The following is an 18544-nucleotide window of genomic DNA, read 5'->3' as shown; positions in this document are numbered from 1 at the left end:
AGGGGTCTCGGGGGTATCCCCTGAGCAAACGGGTATTTTGAAATCCGCGCCAGCGGATTGCAAAATATCTACTGAGTAAACTCCATGAAAACTTCACGGAGCCGTGAATGAAAAGGATGCGGCGATTTTCGGGGCAGGTTGGACAATGTCCTTGCAGCAGATTTCCCGAGGAAATCATGTCCGTCCAGCCAAAATTTGAAAATGTATTTCCTGTTTCAGGAAAAGGGTTCCCTGTCGTCCTGCGGTTCAAAGGGATGCATCCGAGGAACATCTGCGCTTTGTCATGCACGATCATCGACGTGGCGGAGATCTGTCACACGTCGATCCAACGGCGACCCATTTCAATACCAGCTGCTTTGCCTCGGCGCTGGAGGGTTCGCGATCGAGGAAATCCGGATCAAGGACACGCCGATCACTGCATTTTCCGAGGTGGAGACCGAAATCATTCCGCCCGGCGGAACTGTCACCCTGTTCCCCACAGCCGTCGTGGCGTCCGATGAGGTCTCCGGGCAGGAACTGGGGGGGGGGGGCCAAGTCCGGGACCTACGTCAAACCCGGGACGACGATCACGGTCACAGAAACAGCGCATGGCCGCGCGACGGGGCAGCCAGTCCTGCTCTTGTTCCCTTATCCGCGCCCGCTGCTGGGATGCGCTTGGCGACACCGGCGGGCCCCGGAGGGGATCACCGTGACTGCGCCTGAGGGGGTCGGATCCGGAACCGTGACGGGATCATGGACCGAGTATGACGGCGAGCACACCTACTCTCAAAGTTTCACGGGAACTTGGGTCTGGTCCGTCACGTCGGCCACCTCAGGTTCCGCCTCGGGCAGCCTGACGCTCAAGTCTGTCCTCGGGGGCGGAGCTGTCGGATTTGTTGCTGCACCAGCAGATACGATCACAACCGTCATTGGCGTGGATTTGGTGTTGCCTTACGGTCTGTTCGCGGGCGGCAGTGGCTCGCTGGCGGCGAAATCGCTGTCGGTGACATTCGAGGCCAGACAGATCGATGATCTGGGCCAGCCGATCGGCGAATGGAATGTGCTCGGAACCAGATCGATCACCGACCGCACGAATACCTCGATCCGACGGTCTTACCGGTTCTCTGTTGTGCCTGGCCGGTATGCCGTTCGCGCGTATCGCAACGATGCCAAATCGACCAGCTCCGCTGACGGGCACGTCGTGCTCTTTGCTGGGCTACGTGCGTACCTGCGCAAGCCGCAGAACTTCGGCCCGGTTACCCTGATCGCCGTGCGGATGCGGGCGACGAACAACCTGTCGATGCAGGCGTCACGGCAGATTGCGGTTCTGGCGACGCGCAAGCTGCCGGTCTGGACTGGGGCAGGATGGACGGATCCCGTCGCGACCCGCTCGATCGCCTGGGCCATCGCCGATGCCGCCCGCAACTCCGACTACGGACCCGGCATGGCCGATGCCGAAATTGATCTGGACGCGCTGCTGGATCTCGCCGCGCTGTGGGATGCGCGTGGCGATCGCTTCGATGCGCGCTTTGACCAGCCGGGGACCTGGTGGGACCAGATCCAGAAGATCGCCCGGGCGGGCCGCGCGGCCTGTTTCGTCCAGGGCGGCGTCCTGCGCACCGTGCGCGATGGTCTGGCCTCGGTGCCGACGCTGCATTTTTCGGAGCGCAACATCCAGAGCGGATCTTTTTCGGTCGATTATCTGATGCCGACCGCGGACACCGCGGACACCATCCTGGTGAGCTATTTCGATGCGGTGTCGTGGTCTGAGCAGACGGTGCGCTGCCGCATCCCGGGCAGCCGGGCGCCGAAGGCGGCAAAGGCGCAACTCTTTGGCGTCACTGGCCGCGATCAGGCCGTGCGGGATGGCACTTATCTGGCAGCCGCGAACCAGCGCCGCCGACGCATCGTGCGCTTCGATACCGAGATGGAAGGGCGCATGCCGATGATCGGCGAGCTGATCTCGGTTCAGCATTCGATGCCCGCCTGGGGGGCGCAGGCCGAAGCTCTGGCATGGGATGGGCCGACCCGGCGGTTGACGCTTTCGGAGCCGATGACCTTCGAGGCATCAGGTGTGCATTACCTCGGCCTTCGCCGCCCGGACGGCTCTCTGTGCGGCCCCATCGCTGTCACGGCTGGAGCGGACGCCTATCATCTGATCTTGGCGACGGCGCCCGACTTCGCCCTTGCGACCGGGGCGGACATGGAACGAACGCATGTCTCTTTCGGGGTGGGCACGACCTGGGCGGCGCTGGCGAAGGTCGCCGACGTTTCGGCAAAATCGCTCACGCAATACACCATTCAAGCGGTCATTGAAGACCCGTCTGTACACACCGCCGAGGATGGGGTTGTCGCGCCGCCGGTCGTCTGGTCACAGCTGCCCGCACGGGCGACGCGGCCGGTAGTGCGCGGCCTCATCGGGCGCCGCTCGGCGGACAGCGCGACGAAAGCCGTCTTCGCGTGGCAGCCCGCCCCGGGCGCAGACAGCTACCAGCTCGAGATGGCTGAAGGCGATGACCCGAGCGACAGCGACGTCACCTGGACGCGGGTTGGAGATACGACCTCTGCCGCCTATGCCTGCGACATCCTCTATCCCAACCGCACCATGATCCGCGTTCGTGCCGTCGGGCTGACGGCGGGTCCGTGGGTCGCGACCACTCTCGGCACGCTGATCCCCGATTTCTGGATTGCCGATACCGCGCCCTTCTGGCTGGGCGATTCCACCCCGTTCTGGAGTACCTGACATGGCGACACCCTTGCCGACGACCGCAACTCTGACCACGCCCCCATCGAGCCACGCCGCGATGCGGGAGAATTTCGCCAACCTGCGGGCATTCCTCGCAGGGCTGCTTGGCGCCGATGGCCTGACCTCGACCGCGCTGGCGACGCTTGGCGCGCTGATGGCTGCCCATGTCGCCTGCGCTGCCGCCACGACCGTGGCCGTTGATGACCGCGGCAAGCTCATCGCCTGCAGCGGCACCTGGGCACTGACGCTCCCCAGCGCGGTGAGTGCGGCGGCCGGATGGTGCATCGTCGTGCGCAACTCCGGGACTGGCGCGATCACGGTGACGCCGGTGGCCCCGACCCTGATCGACGGTGCCGCAACGCTGCAGATCGCCGCTGGCCGCACTGTCATCGTGGTCTGCACCGGCACCGATTTTTTCTCGTTGCCGTTCTTCCCCCGGACGATCGCGGCCAAAAGGATCCTGGGCAACAGCACCGCCGCTGCTGGCGCGCCTCAGGAGCTGACGGCCACCCAATTGACGGCGATGCTCGGTGCTTTCAGCGATACCGCTGCAGGTGTGGTGCCCGCGACAGGAGGAGCCGCAGCCGCGTTCTTGCGGGGCGACGGGACGTGGACCACCGAAAATCTGATGCTGCTCGACGCCACCCAGACCGTTGCTGGCATCAAGCGGTTCAGTGGGTCGGGCGCGTTCGTGCTCTCGGGCCGCGCGGCCGACCCGACCACGCCCGAGGCGGGGCAGATCTGGCACGATGCGGCCACGGGCCACATCAAGGCGTTCGTCGGCAACGAGAGCCGGGTGCTGGATGGACAATCCGCGATTCCGATGCTCGTCCCGGTCTCCGGAGAATATGCGATGACGACTGTCGGGTGCGGCGGTGGCGCGCTGGGAGCGGCCGCCGGTTACGCCAACCGGATGGACCTGTTCCCCTATGTTCCGCGGGCGGACATGGCCGTCGCTGCGCTCGCCGTCAATTGCACTGCTGCCATGGGCGGAGCTTTGGGGAAATTCGTCATCTATGCGTCCGACGCTGCGGGGCGCCCCGCAGCGCTGCTGATCGAAACCGCGACCGTCGATCTGTCTGCAACGGGCGTCAAAGAAGCTGCTCATGGCGGTATGAGCTGCGAGCAGGACGCACCTACTGGATCGGTTTCCGCTACTCCGGCACAGCGTCGATTTCGACGTGGCCAATCACGGCGACACCCGACATCAACGGCGGTGCTCCTTCGACCAGCGCGCGGAAGACACTGCAGCGCCTCCGCACCTTCGCCACTGCCGCAGCAGCCAACTGGGGGTGGAGCGCGACCGAGATCACCGCCGCGGCGGCGCCCGCAATCTGGCTCAAGCTTTGAACAAGGAGACGCAGCAATGGCGACGGAACTAGACTTCGACACCGTGGATCTGAACAGCCCCGCGCTCTCGGCCTTTTCCGTCACGCCTTCCGACACGGTGGATCTGGCGGCCCCCGTGCGGGCGGTGACGATCGGCACGGCGGCGGGGGTGGTGAAATACACCCATGCGCGCACGGGGGCGGTTTGCACCACCGGGCCGCTGCCGGTGGGCACGCATTCGATCTGGGCGCGCCGGATCTGGGCCACGGGGACCACGGCAACCGGCCTGACGGGGTGGGAATGATGCTTGGCCTTGGTCTTGGAGGACTCGGCCTGGGAGTGATGGGCGTGGCGATGAGTGTGACTTCGGCACCGGCGTTCGCCCCTCATGCATTGAATGAAAGCGTGGTGAACGTTTCGGCGTCGATGGGGTCGGCTATCAACACCGAACTGCCAAAATTGATCACCTACCACGGAGGGACACCGAGCTACAAATTTGAGTTCATCGGAGCATCCGGTCTCGAACAGTTCTGGGAACTGCCGCAGGAAAGCGGCATCGACGCCCGCGCCGAACTGGCCCTCGGCAATACCAAAATCTTCGTCATGTCCGACATGTCTGGCGGCATCGGAGATCAGACCGTGATCAGCTACGGCGTCAAGTGGCTGGACCTCGCAAACCAATATGGCGCCGACCCGTATTTCTACAAAATCTGGAATAGCTCGATGCCCGGCAGCGCTGGGGCATCTTGGGCGGCCTGGTATCAGGAGAGCTTGTATCGGAGGCGGCTCTGGAATTGGGTGGTCAATGACATCAACGCGGGGCGCCGCCCTGGCACGCGGCCCATGAAAGTGATCCCGTTCAACGACGTGCACATCCGCGTCTACGAGGAAATTCTCAACGGAACTGCGCCCGCAGAACTGCTGACCGCCGCGGCCGCGAATGGCGCGATGATGCTCTTTCATGGGGCCGCGGGTACCTACACGGACGGTCACCCGTCAGAGGTCGGGCGCTTTGTGATTGCGACGACGGCTTTCTGCACCATCTACCAACGGCAATCGACAATGCCGTTCGCCTCGATGTTCACGGCTCCGGCAAAATCGATCACCGAAGCGACGGCCACATGGCTCCGCAACATCATCTGGGAAATCGTGCAGGCCGAGCCCTTGAATGGTTTCGGCGGCGACGGCTGGACGGCCCCAGAATATGGCGTGCGCGCCGATGCACTGGACAGCATCACCGTCTACAAAGCGCCCGCGGGAGCAACGTCTTTTGATCTGCGTAATCAGGCCGGGGTGGTGACAAACGTCGCCGCCGCGACGTTGCCGCAGACGATCCCGCTCGCTCTAGGCGGGCATGACAACGCAATCGAAATTAAAGCAAACAACTCCGCGAACTGGGCGACGCCGATAAATGTGCTGACGCAGGGCACGAGCCCCGTGCAGATCGTGGCGATGGACTGGTATGACACAGCCGGGGTGTCAACCGGCCTCACTGTTACGATGCCAACGGGCCTGCAAGACGGTGATATCGTCGCTTTTATCGGCGTTGTGCAAAACAACCTCGACGGCATTTGGGCAAACCCAGGAGACGCCACCAAGCCCGCCTACTACGCGCTCGTGCCGAACCGGATTATCTCCAAGATCGCTGCTACTGATAGCGCGCGCCGGGTCTCGATGAACTGCTCGTGGGGGGTCTACAACAGCGCGACGTGGCCGGCGAGTTTCGACAAAATGGGCCTCATCGCCTATTGCAGCTTCTGCGTGTTGGTCCTCCGCGGGGCATCGTCTTTCGCACTCGGGGCGACAGGGCAACGGTCTGTGGCTTCCCCGGGCCCAACCACGGTTACGAACATTTTCGACTATCCGGCGCTCACCGTTGCTGAGGGCTCTCTGCTCATCGACATGGCAACAGGGCGGCACGGCACTGGCGCGGTGATGGGTATGGGCAACCCGCAGTCCATGCTGACACTGCTTCAGCACGTCAACCCGACACGGCTGGACGAGACCGTGCTCAAGAAGTGGCGCTACAACACGCACATCCACACGACGACAATGCGCGTCGCGAAGACGACGAATATCCTCGCGGAGACGCGGGAGTTTCCCGGCTATAGCTATATTCAGACTGGCGTATTCCGTTTCGTGGCCGCGCCGTAAGGGGGAAATCATGCCGACACTTCCAAGCAACCAGTTCTACTGGCGCCCCAAGTGGTCTGATGACGCCGCATGGCCGTAACCATGACGACCATCGCCTCGATCCGCGCGAAACTGGACCGGCAGCGACAGCAAGTCCATCCGCTCGGCGCGCTGAGAGGGAGTGATGGGGATCGCTAAAACCCCATTAGACAACCCTTAACGATTTTCATCTGCTGCAAATATCTGTGGCACACACTGCAAAATTTCGTGGCGCGCTACACGCGCTACAGCGCAACTTTGCACTCAACGCTCCCGAATGCCTCCGAAGTGCAAAGTTCAGGCTGCTTCGCGTCCTCTCCAATGCGCCGTAAAATGCCGTAAAATCTGTGCTTTAGGCTGTTTTTCGGCAACGTGAGCCAAGGCGCCTGCGATCACTGTTTGGACGATTATCTGCGCCCTTGTCGCAACTCGTCATGCCGTCGAAGTGCAAAGTTCGAGCGATGCCAGACGCTTCGGCCGCCATCTAACACATTGTAATTGCGCGCGTTATCGCCTGTTACCGGCTATTCCCAGCTGTTCCCGGTTTTTGTCCGATGTACCGGGTGTTTTTGTCGGGTGACACAAAATTTCGTGGCGCGCTACACCCCACAGGTACGCCCGCGACGATTCGACGTTCAAACCAAGTCGTATCTGCAGATCACCTGTGTGGGGAACATGTGTGGAAGACATGTGTGGGAATCCCAAGACAGTCTGACCTATGCTTTTGATTTTTAAGGATTATATTATACCAGCAGGAAGTGGCGGAAGCGGTGGGATTCGAACCCACGGAGGGGTCTCCCCCTCGCTGGTTTTCAAGACCAGAGCCTTAAACCACTCGGCCACACTTCCGTTCCCCCTGCCCTAACCGCTCTCACGCGATTCTGAAAGCATCCGGGCGTCGGAATCCGCAGCCGCCCCCCGCGCCCGCTTTTCTTGCCGCGCCGAACCCGCTACAGTCGGCCCGACAGGCCGGAGCGGCGCGGGCTGCGCCCTCGGTCCAGAACGGTCCCGACAAGGGACTGCAGCAGAAACAGCCGGGTCCGGCGGGGCTGATCCCCGGCGTTTCGGAACGATTGAGCAGGGGCAGACGGGCATGAACGGATCAATGCGGTGGATCTTGGCGCTGAGCACGGCGCTGACGGTTGGGGGATGCCAGATGACGGGCAATGGCGCCGATCCGACCGACGCCCCGAAAGAGGGCGCGACGGCCCCTGCCTCGACCTCGGCCCGGATCGTCGAACGCGATGTCGAAGCCCCCGAAGTCTTTTCCGCAAATGACGAGGGCCTGTGGGACGGGCGCCCCTCGCTCGGCGGCGTCTGGGTCGCGCATCCGACCGTCAAGGACCCCGAACGCGTGATCATCCGCAACCCGGCCAATGGCAAGTTCGTCATCGGCGCGCTGTTCCGGCGCGAACGCGAAAACCCGGGCCCGAAGCTGCAGGTGTCTTCGGATGCCGCGGCGGCGCTCGACATGCTCGCCGGGGCGCCGACGAAGCTGTCGGTCGTGGCCCTGCGCCGCGAGGAACAGCCCGACCCGGATGCCGCCCCGGCCCCGGGGGCCAAGGGCGCCCTGCCCCCGGCCGAGGATATCGCCGCGACGCCGCTTGCAGCCCCGCCGGGCAAACCCGGAAAACCGGGCGAGAAACCTGCGCCGGGCAAGCCCGGGGCGCCGCCGCCGAAAGGCGGAAAGCCCGCGGCCGATATTGCCGCCACCGCCGGAGCCGCGATTGCCGCGGCCGATGCGAAGCCCGGCCAACCGCCGAAACCGCCCGCAGGCGCGGCCGCGAAACCTGCGGCCGGGGCCAAGGGCTTCGTGCAGATCGGCATCTTCTCGCAGGAAGCCAATGCCAAGCGCGCCGTTGACCAGCTGAAAAAAGCGGGCGTTCCCAGCACGATCCGCACCGAAAGCGCCAAGGGCAAGACCTTCTGGCGCGTCGTGGCGGGGCCGGCAGGCTCGGCTGGCGACAAGACCGCGCTGCTCGCCAAGATCAAGGGCCTCGGCTATCCCGACGCCTATGCCGTTTCGAGATGAGGACCACCGCGCCGATGCCGTTTTTTCGCCTGATCGCGCTTTGCGCCCTTGCCGTGCTGACCGCCCTGCCCGCGCAGGCCTTCGACACCCGCGCCCGCGCGGCCTGGGTCTATGATCTGTCGACGCAGACGGTGCTTCTGGAAAAGGACGCCGACATCTCGATCCCGCCCGCCTCGATGTCGAAGCTGATGACGCTGAACATGCTGTTCGAGGCGCTGTCGGAAAGCCGCGTCACGATGGACACGACCTTTGCCGTCTCGACCAAGGCCAAGCAGATGGGCGGCTCGACGATGTTCCTCAACGAGATGGACCGACCCTCGGTCCATGATCTGATGCAGGGGATCGCGATCAACTCGGGCAACGATGCCTGTGTCGTCGTCGCCGAGGGGCTGGCGGGCTCGGAAGAGGCCTTTGCCACCGCGATGACCGAGCGCGCGAAGATGATTGGCATGACGAAATCGACCTTTGCCAATGCCTCGGGCTGGCCGCATCCGAACCAGCGCATGTCGATGCATGACCTCGGCATTCTGGCGGTGCGGCTGATCACGCAATTCCCGCAATATTACCCGCTCTTCTCGGAGACGCAGTTCAACTACAAGAACCGCGCCCCGGCGAATTCGCACAACCGCAACCCGCTTCTGAAGATCGCCGCCGCCGATTGGCACGCCGACGGGCTGAAGACCGGCCATACCGAAGAGGCGGGCTACGGCCTTGTCGGCTCTGCGGTGATGGGCGATCGGCGCATCGTCTTCGTGATCTCGGGGCTGGCCTCCGAGGCGGACCGCGCGTCGGAGGCGGAAGCGGTGGCGAACTGGGCGTTTCGGCAATTCGTGATGAAGACCGTGGCGCCGAAGGGCACCCGGCTGGCCGAGGCGCCGGTCTGGCTCGGTTCGGAAGCGACCGTGGGGCTGGTGCCCGCGACGGATGTTTCGATGCTGATCCCGGCGGGCGCGGCCGAGGGCGTGAAGGCCGAGGCGGTCTTTTCCGGCCCGATCACCGCGCCGGTGAAGGCCGGGGCCGAGCTTGGTCGGCTGGAAATCACCGTGCCGGGGCTTGGCCTGCGCACCGTGCCGCTGCTGGCCGAAACCGACGTGGCCGCGGGCGGGTTTATGGTCCGCTTCACCTCGGCGGCCGGGCGGCTGATGGCGCAAGCGCGCCAGATGGTTGCCAGCTGAGCCGATGTTCATCACTTTCGAGGGCATCGACGGCTCGGGCAAATCCACGCAGGCCCGGCTTCTGGCCGAGGCGCTGACCGGACTTGGACGCGATGTGCTTCGCACCCGCGAGCCGGGCGGCAGCCCGGGGGCCGAGGAAATCCGCGCGCTGGTGCTGCAGGGCGATCCCGACCGCTGGTCGGCGAAGACCGAGATCCTGCTTTTTACCGCCGCGCGGCGCGACCATCTGGAACGCACGATCGAACCCGCGCTGGCGGCGGGCAAGGTCGTGGTCTGCGACCGCTTTGCCGACAGCACGCGGATGTATCAGGGCCTGTCGCGCGGCGATCTGCGGGCGTTGGTCGATGATCTGCACCGGCTGATGATCGGGCGCGAGCCGGACCTGACCTTTCTGATCGACATCGACCCCGCCGTGGGGCTGTCCCGCGCCAAGGGGCGACAGGGCCACGAGGAACGTTTCGAGGATATGGGGCTCGCCATGCAGGCCCGGATGCGCGACGGCTTCCTGACCCTCGCGCAGGAATTCTCCAACCGCTTCAAGGTGATCGAGGGCGATCGTGCGCCAGAGGCCGTCGCGGCCGAGGTGCTGGCGCTGACCCTTGCCGCGCTGCAGGCCCGCGCATGAGCCGCGACGAGCTTCCCGATCCAACGCAGATCGAGGGTGCGCCCCACCCGCGCCAGACCCTGCATCTTTACGGTCAGGACAAGGCCGAGGCGGATTTCCTGACCGCCTTCAACTCACATCGGCTGCATCACGCCTGGATGCTGACCGGCCCGCGCGGCGTCGGCAAGGCGACGCTCGCCTGGCGCATCGCGCGGTTTCTGCTGACGCAACCGCTGGAAGAGGGCGGCGGGCTCTTCGGTGCCCCCGAGCCGCCGCGCCACCTTGACGCCGACCCCGAGCATCCGGTCAGCCGTCGTCTGCTGGCCGGGGCCGAGCCGCGGCTGTTCCATCTCAAGCGCGGCCCGAACGACAAGGAAACCGCCCTTTCGGAAGACATCCGCGTGGTCGAGGTGCGCAAGCTGACCTCGTTCCTGCACCTTTCGGCGGCCGATGGCGGGCGGCGCGTGGTCATCGTCGATGCCGCCGATGAACTGGCGACCGCCGGGGCGAATGCGCTTTTGAAGCTGCTCGAAGAGCCGCCGCCCTTGGTCACCTTCCTGCTCGTCACGCACCAGCCCGCGCGGCTTTTGCCGACGATCCGCTCGCGCTGTCGCGAATTGCGGCTGGCGGCGCTGGCCCCCGAAGATCTGGCGCAGGCGCTTCAAGGCGCGGGCGCCGAGACCGAGGATACGCTGGCCCTCTCGGCCCTTGCCGGTGGTTCGGTCGGCGAGGCGATCCGGCTGATCAATCTCGACGGGCTCGACGCCTACCGGGCGCTGGTCGGGCTTCTGTCGGGCCTGCCCCGGATCGACCGGCAAAAGGCCTGGGCGCTGGCCGAGGGCATGACCGGCAAGGGCAACGAGGCGCGGTTTGATCTGATGCTCGGCCTGATGGACCTGTTTCTGGCCCGTCTGGCCCGCGCCGGTCTGACCGGCCCACCGCAACCCGAGGCCGCCCCGGGCGAGGCCGCTCTGCTGACCCGGCTCTGCCCCGATGGCGCGGCGGCGCAGAAATGGGCCGGGCTGCATCAGGATCTGGGCGCGCGGGCGCGGCATGGCAAGGCGGTCAACCTTGACCCGGCGACGCTGGTCATGGATATGGTTCTGGCAATCAACGCCGCGCCCTAGGCGCAGGAGAGTCCCTTGGCCGAGCCCCTTCCGCTTCTTGTCGACAGCCATTGTCACCTCGATTTCCCCGATTTCGCGGAAGAACTGCCCGAGGTCGTCGCCCGTGCCCGCGCGGCCGGGGTGACGCGGATGGTGACGATCTGCACCCGCCTGCGCAGCGTGCCGCAGGTGCGGGCGATCGCGGAAGCATACGAGGGCGTCTTCTGGGCCGCGGGAACCCATCCGATGAGCGCCGCCGAGGAACCGATGGCGACGGTCGAGGAACTGGTCGCCCTTGCCGCGCATCCGAAATTTGTCGGCATCGGCGAAACCGGGCTGGATTACCACTACACCGCGGAAAGCGCTGAAATTCAAAAGGTTTCCCTGCGCCTGCACATCGAGGCCGCGCAGGAAACCGGGCTGCCGCTGATCATCCACTCCCGCGCCGCCGATGACGACATGGCCGCGATCCTGACCGAGGGGATGGCCCGCAAACCCTTTGGCTGCGTCATGCATTGCTTCTCCTCGGGGCCGGAACTGGCGCGGGTGACGCTCGAACTCGGCTGCTATCTGTCGATGTCGGGCGTCGCCACCTTCCCGAAATCGCAAGAGATCCGCGACATCTTCAAGACCGCGCCGCTCGACCGGATCTTGCTGGAAACCGACGCGCCCTATCTGGCCCCGCCGCCCTTCCGCGGGCGCAGGAACGAGCCCGCCTATACCGCCCATACCGCGAAGATCGGCGCCGAGGTCTTCGGCCTGTCGCTCCCCGATTTCGCCGCCGCGACCAGCGCCAATTTCGACCGTCTTTTCGCAAAGGCCTGCCATGGCTGACCGGCTGCGCTTCACCATCCTTGGCTGCGGTTCCTCGGGCGGCGTGCCGCGCATCGGCGGTCATTGGGGCGAATGCGATCCGGCGAACCCGAAGAACCGCCGCACCCGCTGCTCGATGCTGATCGAGCGGATCGGCGCGGAGGGCATTACCCGCGTGCTGATCGATACCTCGCCTGACCTGCGCGAGCAGCTTTTGCGCGCCGAGGTGGCGACGCTCGATGCCGTGGCCTTCACCCATCCGCATGCCGATCACATGCACGGGCTCGATGACATCCGGCAGATCACTTTCAACATGCATGCGCGGCTGCCGGTCTGGGCCGATCCCCCCACGACCGAGGCGCTGCTTCTGCGTTTTGACTATGCCTTCGTGCAGCCCGCGGGCAGCGACTACCCGCCGATCTGCGATCTGAACCGGATCGAGGGCCCCTTCACCATCACCGGCGCCGGCGGGCCGGTGACGCTGGTCCCGTTCCGGGTCGAGCACGGCAACATCCCGGCGCTTGGCTTCCGCATCGGCGGGCTCGCCTATCTGCCCGATGTCTCGGCCATTCCCGAGCTGGTCTGGCCCGTGCTCGAAGGGCTCGACATCTGGGTGCTCGACGCGCTGCGGCGCAAACCGCATCCGAGCCACGCGCATCTGGCACTCTCGCTCGAATGGATCGCGCGGGCGGCGCCGCGCGAAGCCGTGCTGACGAACATGCATATCGACCTCGACCATTCGGATCTGGAGCGCGAGACCCCGGCCCATGTCCGCGCCGCCTATGACGGGATGGTGCTGGAACTTTCCGTCTGATGTCGGCGCTGATCGACGTCATCCTGCCGGTTTTTCTGGTGATCGGCTTTGGCTATCTGGTGGCGTGGAAAGGTCTTTTCAGCGCCCCCGCGGTCGAGGGGCTGATGCGCTTTGCGCAGAATTTCGCCGTGCCGGTGCTGCTGGCACGCTCGATCGCGAAGCTGGACCTGTCGGCCAGCTACGATCCCGGCCCGATGCTGTCCTTCTATGCCGGGGCGCTCGCCTGCTTTGCGATCGGCAGCCTTGCGGCGCGGATCTGGCTGAAGCGGACCGGCCCCGATGCGGTGGCGATCGGCTTTGCGGCGATGTTCTCGAACTCGCTGCTCCTTGGCGTGCCGATCACCGAGCGCGCCTATGGCCCGGACGCGCTGGCGGGCAACTTTGCAATCATCTCGTTTCACTCGCCCTTCTTCTACACGGTGGGCATCGTGGCGATGGAATGGGTGCGAAGCCACGGCACCGGTGCCGGGCTCTCGCGCGTCGGGCTGAACGCACTTGTCGGCATCCTGCGCACGCCGCTCGTCATCGGCATCCTGTGCGGTTTCGCCCTGCAGGCGTTTTCGGCGCTGACCGGTCAAGCCGTGCCCGGACCGCTGATGGCGGCGATGGACATGATCGCGCAGGCGGCGCTCCCCGCGGCGCTTTTCGGTCTGGGCGGGGTGCTGCTGCGCTACCGCCCCGAGGGCGACGGCCGCGCGATCGCGATGGTGACCGCGCTTTCGCTGATCGTGCACCCGGGCATCGCCTACAGCCTCGCGCATTTCGTCTTTCACACGCCAGTGGCCGGGCTACGCTCGGCGGTGCTGACGGCGGCGATGGCGCCCGGCGTCAACGCCTATCTGTTCGCGAACCTCTACGGAACGGCGCAGCGCGTGGCGGCGTCCAGCGTGCTGATCGCCACGGGCCTCTCGATCCTGTCGATCTGGGTCTGGCTCGCGATCCTGCCGTAAGCAAGAGGGGGGCGCTGCCCCCCGTCCCTGCGGGACTCCCCCCGAGATATTTTTGGCAAGATAAATCCCTGAAACCGGGGCAGTTTTATCTTGCCCGAAATATCCCGGGGGTGAATTTTGCAAAGAAAAAGAGGGGGCAGAGCCCCCTCTCTCCGGTTCCGAATGTCGCCCCGTCTCAGGTCGGGCTCATGCCACGCAGACGTTCCGAGCGGCGGCGCAGAAGCTCCACCACCGTCAGGAGCGCGACCGAGATGATCACGAGCAGCGTCGCCACGGCCAGGATCGCCGGGCTGATCTGCTCGCGGATGCCGTTCCACATCTGCCGCGGAATGGTCTGCTGGTCGTTCGCCGCGATGAAGAGCACGGCCACCACCTCGTCGAACGAGGTGGTGAAGGCGAAAAGCCCGCCCGACACCACGCCCGGCATGATCAGCGGCATCTGCACCCGGAAGAAGGCGGTGCGGGGATTGGCACCCAGCGAGGCGGCAGCGCGCACCAGCGATTGGTCGAAGCCCGAAAGCGTCGCCGTCACGGTGATGATCACGAAGGGAATGCCGAGCGCCGCATGGGCAAGGATGATCCCGGCATAGGTACCCGCAAGGCGTCCGAAGCCGATCCCGTCCTCGGTCAGCATCGGCATCCACTTCATCGAGTAGAAGAAGAACATGCCGGTGGCCGAGATGATGATCGGCACGATCATCGGCGAGATCAGCACCGCCATGATCGGCTTGCGCCAAGGCATCTCGGGGCGGGTCAGACCCAGCGCCGCGATGGTGCCAAGCCCGGCCGAGATCAGCGTGGCAAAGACGCCGATGATCACCGAATGCTTCGTCACCTGCACCCAGGTCGCATTCTGCCAGAAGTCCCACCAGAAGGCCGCATCCCGCGGCGCATCCGGGTTCTGCATCCCGAAGGTGATCAGGCTGTCATACCAGCGCAGCGAATAGCCGCTGGGATCGAGCGTCATCATCTTCTCGGTGAAGGTGAAATAGGGCTCTGCGTTGAAGCTGAGCGGGATCACGATGATCACCGGCGCGATCAGGAACAGGAAGATCAGCGCACAGATACCAAGGTAGGTATAGTGCCACAGCTTTTCGAGCGGGGTTGCGTAGACGGGAAGTGCCATGGGTTCGTCCTCTCAGCCCAGCTTCATCTTGTCGATGCCGACGAGGCGGTCGTAGATCCAGAAGAAGATCAGCACGACGGCGAGCAGTTGCGCGGCCAAGGCGGCGGCAAGCGACCAGTTGAGCGATTTCTGCATGTGGAAGGCGATCAGGTTGGAGATCATCTGCCCATCGGCGCCGCCCACGAGGGCCGGGGTGATGTAGTAGCCCATCGCCAGAATGAAGACCAGAAGCCCCCCTGCCCCGACACCCGGCAGCGTTTGCGGCACATAGACCCGGCGGAAAGCCGTCCACGAGGTCGCCCCGAGCGAGCGCGCGGCGCGGACATAGCTCGGCGGGATCGTCTTCATCACCGAATAGAGCGGCAGGATGGTGAAGGGCAGCAGGATATGGGTCATCGCGATGATCGTGCCCATCTGGTTGTAGATCATCTGCACGCGGCCATCGTCGCCGATGATGCCAAGCCAGACCATCAGATCGTTCAGCACGCCCTGTTGCTGCAGCAAAACCATCCAGGCGGTGGTGCGCACCAGAAGCGAGGTCCAGAACGGCAAGAGCACGAAGATCATCAAAAGCATCGCCTTGCGCATCGGCAGCGTCGCCAGAAGATGCGCGATCGGGAAGCCGATCAGCAGGCAGATCGCGGTGATTTCCAAAGATAGCACCAGCGTGCGCAGCATCAGCTTCTTGTAGACCGCCTGCCCCTCGCCCACCGAGACGATCTTGCCGTCCTCATTGCGCTTGAGGTCATTCGCAGCCAGATAGAAGTCCATGGTGAAGGGCGACGAGGCCGAGCGCATCGCGCGCCAGACATTGGGATCGCCCCATTTCTTGTCGAGCTTCAGGAAGGCGTCCATATAGGGCGGCTGCATCTTCTCGGCGCCGCGGGCAGCGGCGGTGAAGAGCGAGCGCGTCCCCGAGATGTCGTAGTTGATCCGCGTGCCCGCTTCGCCCGCGGTCTTGTCCTTCTTCATCGCCACCAGATCGTCGCGCAGCGCCACATAGGCGCTTTCGTCGATCGCAGAGCCTGCGGGATGCGCGTCAAACCAGGCGGCAAGCGCCGGGGCGTGGGACGAAAAGCCATCGTTGTAGATCGACTTGCCCAGCATCTGCCCGATCGGGATGATGAAGCTGATCAGGATGAACAGAAAGAGCGGTGCAACAAGCAGGAAGGCACGGCGGCGGCGGACAGCCAGCGAGGCGGCAAGGGCCTCTTTCAGCGGGCGGCCATCATTCGTGGTGATCGGCCCGGTGGCAAGGTCGGTGGTTGCGTCGGTCATTCGGTTCCCCGGACATGTGAGGAAGTGCCGCCGCAGGGGATGCGGCGGAGAGGCGGTCGGGCGGGGTTTCCCCCGCCCGTCGAAACTCGGGCGATCAGCCAGCCAGCCAGGCGTTGAACTTTTCGTTCAGCTCGGTGTCATGGTCGGCCCAGAAGGTCGGGTCGGTCCAGATCGGCGACTTCATGTTGTCCGGGTTGGTCGGCATGTAGGGCGCCATTTCGGTCTTGCCGTCCTGGTAAAGGCCGACAAGGGCGTTCGACGACTTGCGGGCCGGACCGTAGGAGATCCACTTGGCCTGATCGGCGAGACGCTGGGTGTCGGTCGAGAAGGCCAGGAATTTCTTCGCATCTTCCTTGTGCGGCGCATCTTTCGGGATCACCCACAGGTCATAGTCCATGTAGGAGCCGTCCCAGACGGTGCCGAAGGGCTTGCCTTCCCCGACTTCGGCGGCGAAGAAACGGCCGTTGTAGCCGTTCGTCATCACGACTTCGCCGTCGGCGAGCAGTTGCGGCGGTTGCGCGCCAGCTTCCCACCAGACGATGTCCGACTTGATGGTGTCGAGTTTCTTCAGGGCGCGGTCAACGCCTTCCGGGGTGCCGAGCACTTCATAGATCTGGTCGGCCGGAACGCCGTCCGCGTAAAGCGCCAGTTCCAGCGTGCGCTTGGCGGCTTTCAGCAGGCCGCGCTTGCCCGGGTATTTCTTGGTGTCGAAGAAATCGGCCACCGTGGTGGGCGGGGTGTCGCCAACCTTGGTCTTGTCATAGGCGATGACGGTCGCCCAGACGATGTTCGCAACGGCGCAATCCTGGATCGCGCCCGGCACGAAGTCTTCGGTGGCCGGGGTGCCATCGGGCGCGGCGGGCAGCGTCGCCGGATCGATCGGCTCGAGCAGGCCTTCGTCGCACATCTTGATCGCGTCGGAGAGTTCGACGTCGGCAAGGTCGATCGAGACGTTGCCGGCTTCGGACTGGGCTTTCACCGGAGCGGCCGGGTTGTCGGCGTCGATCGAGTTGATCTTGATGCCGGTCTGAGCGGTGAAGGGCTTGTGATAGGCCTCGACCTGCGAAACCGTGTAGGCGCCGCCCCACGAGACGACGTTGAGTTCCTGGGCCTGAGCGGCGGCAGAAACGCCAACCAGCGCCGTGGTGACGATCAGAAGTTTCTTCATGAGGTTACTCCCTTGTTGATTTGGCTGTTGGATGCCCGCCTGCGGATGTGCCCCCGCTTTGCGGATGATGCGGCGGCGACGCCGCATCTTGTCTTGGTTGGGCCGCATGGCGGCCGGATCTCATCCCTCGGTCCCGATCGTTCCGATCTTACATCGGATCGAGCGCCCGCGCGTCGGCCGGATGCCAGCCGATCTTCACGTGCTGGCCCGGGTGCAGCTTGGTCTGGCCGATCGTGTTGCGCGACTTCATCACGAAATCCGTGCTGCCTGCAACCTTCATGCGCGTGCGGAAGATATCGCCCATGTAGATCACTTCGAGCACTTCGGCGTCGATCATGTGGGCGCCCGGCGGCATCATCTCGGGTTTGAATTCCACCCGCTCGGGGCGGATCGAGACCAGCGTCTCCTGCCCCTTGTGGCGGATGTTCACCGGCGTCGCGTCGATGATCTCGCCCGTGGCCAGACGGACAAGGCATTTCTCGCCGTCCAGTTCTTCGACAATGCCCGGCAACTTGTTGTTCTCGCCGATGAATTGGGCGACGAAGCTGTTCTTCGGACGCTCGTAAAGTTCATCCGGCGGCGCCAGCTGCTGGATCCGGCCATCGTTGAACACGGCGACGCGGTCCGACATCGTCAGCGCTTCGCCCTGATCGTGGGTCACATAGACCACGGTCAGCCCAAGGCTGTCGTGCAGGTGCTTGATCTCGAACTGCATGTGTTCGCGCAGCTGCTTGTCGAGCGCGCCGAGCGGTTCGTCCATCAGAACGAGCGCCGGATCGAAGACCAGCGCCCGGGCGAGCGCCACGCGCTGTTGCTGACCGCCCGACATCTGCGCCGGACGGCGGTGGGCGAATTTGCCCATCTGCACCATGTCGAGCGCGCGCATCACCTTGGCTTCGCGTTCGGACTTGCCCATGCCGCGCACTTCAAGCGGGAAGGACAGGTTCTCGGCCACGGTCATGTGCGGGAACAGCGCGTAGTTCTGGAACACCATCCCGATGCCGCGCTTGTGCGGCGGCAATTCGTTAATGTTCGTCCCGTCCAGCAGGATGCGCCCGTTCGTTGCCGTTTCGAAGCCCGCAAGCATCATCAGGCAGGTGGTCTTGCCCGAGCCCGAGGGGCCGAGCATGGTCAGGAATTCGCCCTTCGCAATCGACAGGTTCAGATCTTTGACGACGAGAGTCTCGCCGTCATAGCTTTTCTGCACATGGTCGAAGACGACGAATCCTTCGTCGGTCGTTGTCGCAGTCAA

The 18544-nt window shown here is 64.6% G+C and carries 14 protein-coding genes and 1 tRNA gene; 10 read left to right on the top strand and 5 right to left on the bottom strand.

Annotation, left to right across the window (positions count from 1 at the left end):
• The first annotated feature begins 688 nt into the window (after window positions 1-688).
• Genes C8J30_RS11785 through C8J30_RS11775 form a run of 3 tightly spaced genes read left to right on the top strand, consistent with a single transcriptional unit; the run spans window position 689 to window position 6208 of the window.
• Complete coding sequence (locus tag C8J30_RS11785; RefSeq protein ID WP_181420857.1) at window positions 689-2722, top strand: host specificity factor TipJ family phage tail protein; 2034 nt, start codon at window positions 689-691, stop codon at window positions 2720-2722.
• A gap of 1 nt (window position 2723) precedes the next feature.
• Window positions 2724-4358 carry a spike base protein, RCAP_Rcc01079 family gene (locus tag C8J30_RS19055; protein ID WP_245909794.1) on the top strand — a complete coding sequence of 545 codons (1635 nt, stop codon included), beginning with the start codon at window positions 2724-2726 and terminating at the stop codon, window positions 4356-4358.
• Window positions 4355-6208: a hypothetical protein gene (locus C8J30_RS11775; protein WP_146227901.1), complete on the top strand. Its 1854-nt coding sequence runs from the start codon at window positions 4355-4357 to the stop codon at window positions 6206-6208. The genes C8J30_RS19055 and C8J30_RS11775 overlap by 4 nt, the downstream gene beginning before the upstream one ends.
• A gap of 777 nt (window positions 6209-6985) precedes the next feature.
• Here C8J30_RS11775 and C8J30_RS11770 read toward each other — a convergent pair.
• Window positions 6986-7075, bottom strand: a tRNA-Ser gene (locus tag C8J30_RS11770).
• A gap of 256 nt (window positions 7076-7331) precedes the next feature.
• On the opposite strand from C8J30_RS11770, the gene C8J30_RS11765 reads away from it, so the two are divergent.
• The 7 genes from C8J30_RS11765 to C8J30_RS11735 are packed head-to-tail and all read left to right on the top strand — an operon-like array spanning window position 7332 to window position 13720.
• On the top strand, window positions 7332-8258 hold the full coding sequence (locus C8J30_RS11765; RefSeq protein WP_245909792.1) for an SPOR domain-containing protein: 927 nt from the start codon (window positions 7332-7334) through the stop codon (window positions 8256-8258).
• A gap of 14 nt (window positions 8259-8272) precedes the next feature.
• Window positions 8273-9433 carry a D-alanyl-D-alanine carboxypeptidase family protein gene (locus C8J30_RS11760; protein ID WP_110806064.1) on the top strand — a complete coding sequence of 387 codons (1161 nt, stop codon included), beginning with the start codon at window positions 8273-8275 and terminating at the stop codon, window positions 9431-9433.
• Window positions 9434-9437: 4 nt separating this feature from the next.
• On the top strand, window positions 9438-10058 hold the full coding sequence (tmk, locus tag C8J30_RS11755) for a dTMP kinase (RefSeq protein ID WP_110806037.1): 621 nt from the start codon (window positions 9438-9440) through the stop codon (window positions 10056-10058).
• Window positions 10055-11164 (top strand): DNA polymerase III subunit delta', encoded by a 1110-nt coding sequence (locus tag C8J30_RS11750; protein WP_110806036.1) that lies wholly within the window; start codon window positions 10055-10057, stop codon window positions 11162-11164. The genes tmk and C8J30_RS11750 overlap by 4 nt, the downstream gene beginning before the upstream one ends.
• 15 nt (window positions 11165-11179) lie before the next feature.
• Complete coding sequence (locus C8J30_RS11745; RefSeq protein WP_110806035.1) at window positions 11180-11977, top strand: TatD family hydrolase; 798 nt, start codon at window positions 11180-11182, stop codon at window positions 11975-11977.
• Window positions 11970-12770, top strand: a complete 801-nt coding sequence (locus C8J30_RS11740; protein WP_110806034.1) for an MBL fold metallo-hydrolase — start codon at window positions 11970-11972, stop codon at window positions 12768-12770. Before C8J30_RS11745 ends, C8J30_RS11740 begins: the two co-directional genes overlap by 8 nt.
• The gene (locus C8J30_RS11735) at window positions 12770-13720 is read left to right on the top strand and encodes an AEC family transporter (protein ID WP_110806033.1); all 951 of its coding nucleotides are present in this window, start codon (window positions 12770-12772) and stop codon (window positions 13718-13720) included. Before C8J30_RS11740 ends, C8J30_RS11735 begins: the two co-directional genes overlap by 1 nt.
• Before the next feature lie 175 nt (window positions 13721-13895).
• On the opposite strand, the gene C8J30_RS11730 is transcribed toward C8J30_RS11735, so the two are convergent.
• The 4 genes from C8J30_RS11730 to C8J30_RS11715 form a co-directional block, all read right to left on the bottom strand.
• Window positions 13896-14846, bottom strand: coding sequence for an ABC transporter permease (locus tag C8J30_RS11730; RefSeq protein WP_110806032.1), 951 nt, complete (start codon window positions 14844-14846; stop codon window positions 13896-13898).
• Window positions 14847-14858: 12 nt separating this feature from the next.
• Window positions 14859-16124, bottom strand: a complete 1266-nt coding sequence (locus C8J30_RS11725) for an ABC transporter permease (protein ID WP_110806031.1) — start codon at window positions 16122-16124, stop codon at window positions 14859-14861.
• 94 nt (window positions 16125-16218) lie between these two features.
• On the bottom strand, window positions 16219-17292 hold the full coding sequence (locus C8J30_RS11720; RefSeq protein WP_110806030.1) for an ABC transporter substrate-binding protein: 1074 nt from the start codon (window positions 17290-17292) through the stop codon (window positions 16219-16221).
• Window positions 17293-17440: 148 nt separating this feature from the next.
• Window positions 17441-18544, bottom strand: a complete 1104-nt coding sequence (locus C8J30_RS11715; RefSeq protein ID WP_110806029.1) for an ABC transporter ATP-binding protein — start codon at window positions 18542-18544, stop codon at window positions 17441-17443.

Origin of the sequence: Rhodobacter viridis (assembly GCF_003217355.1) — a bacterium.
Taxonomy (GTDB): domain Bacteria; phylum Pseudomonadota; class Alphaproteobacteria; order Rhodobacterales; family Rhodobacteraceae; genus Rhodobacter; species Rhodobacter viridis.
The sequence above is the reverse complement of the archived record's forward strand: the minus strand, read 5'-3'. Positions and strand labels throughout refer to the sequence as shown.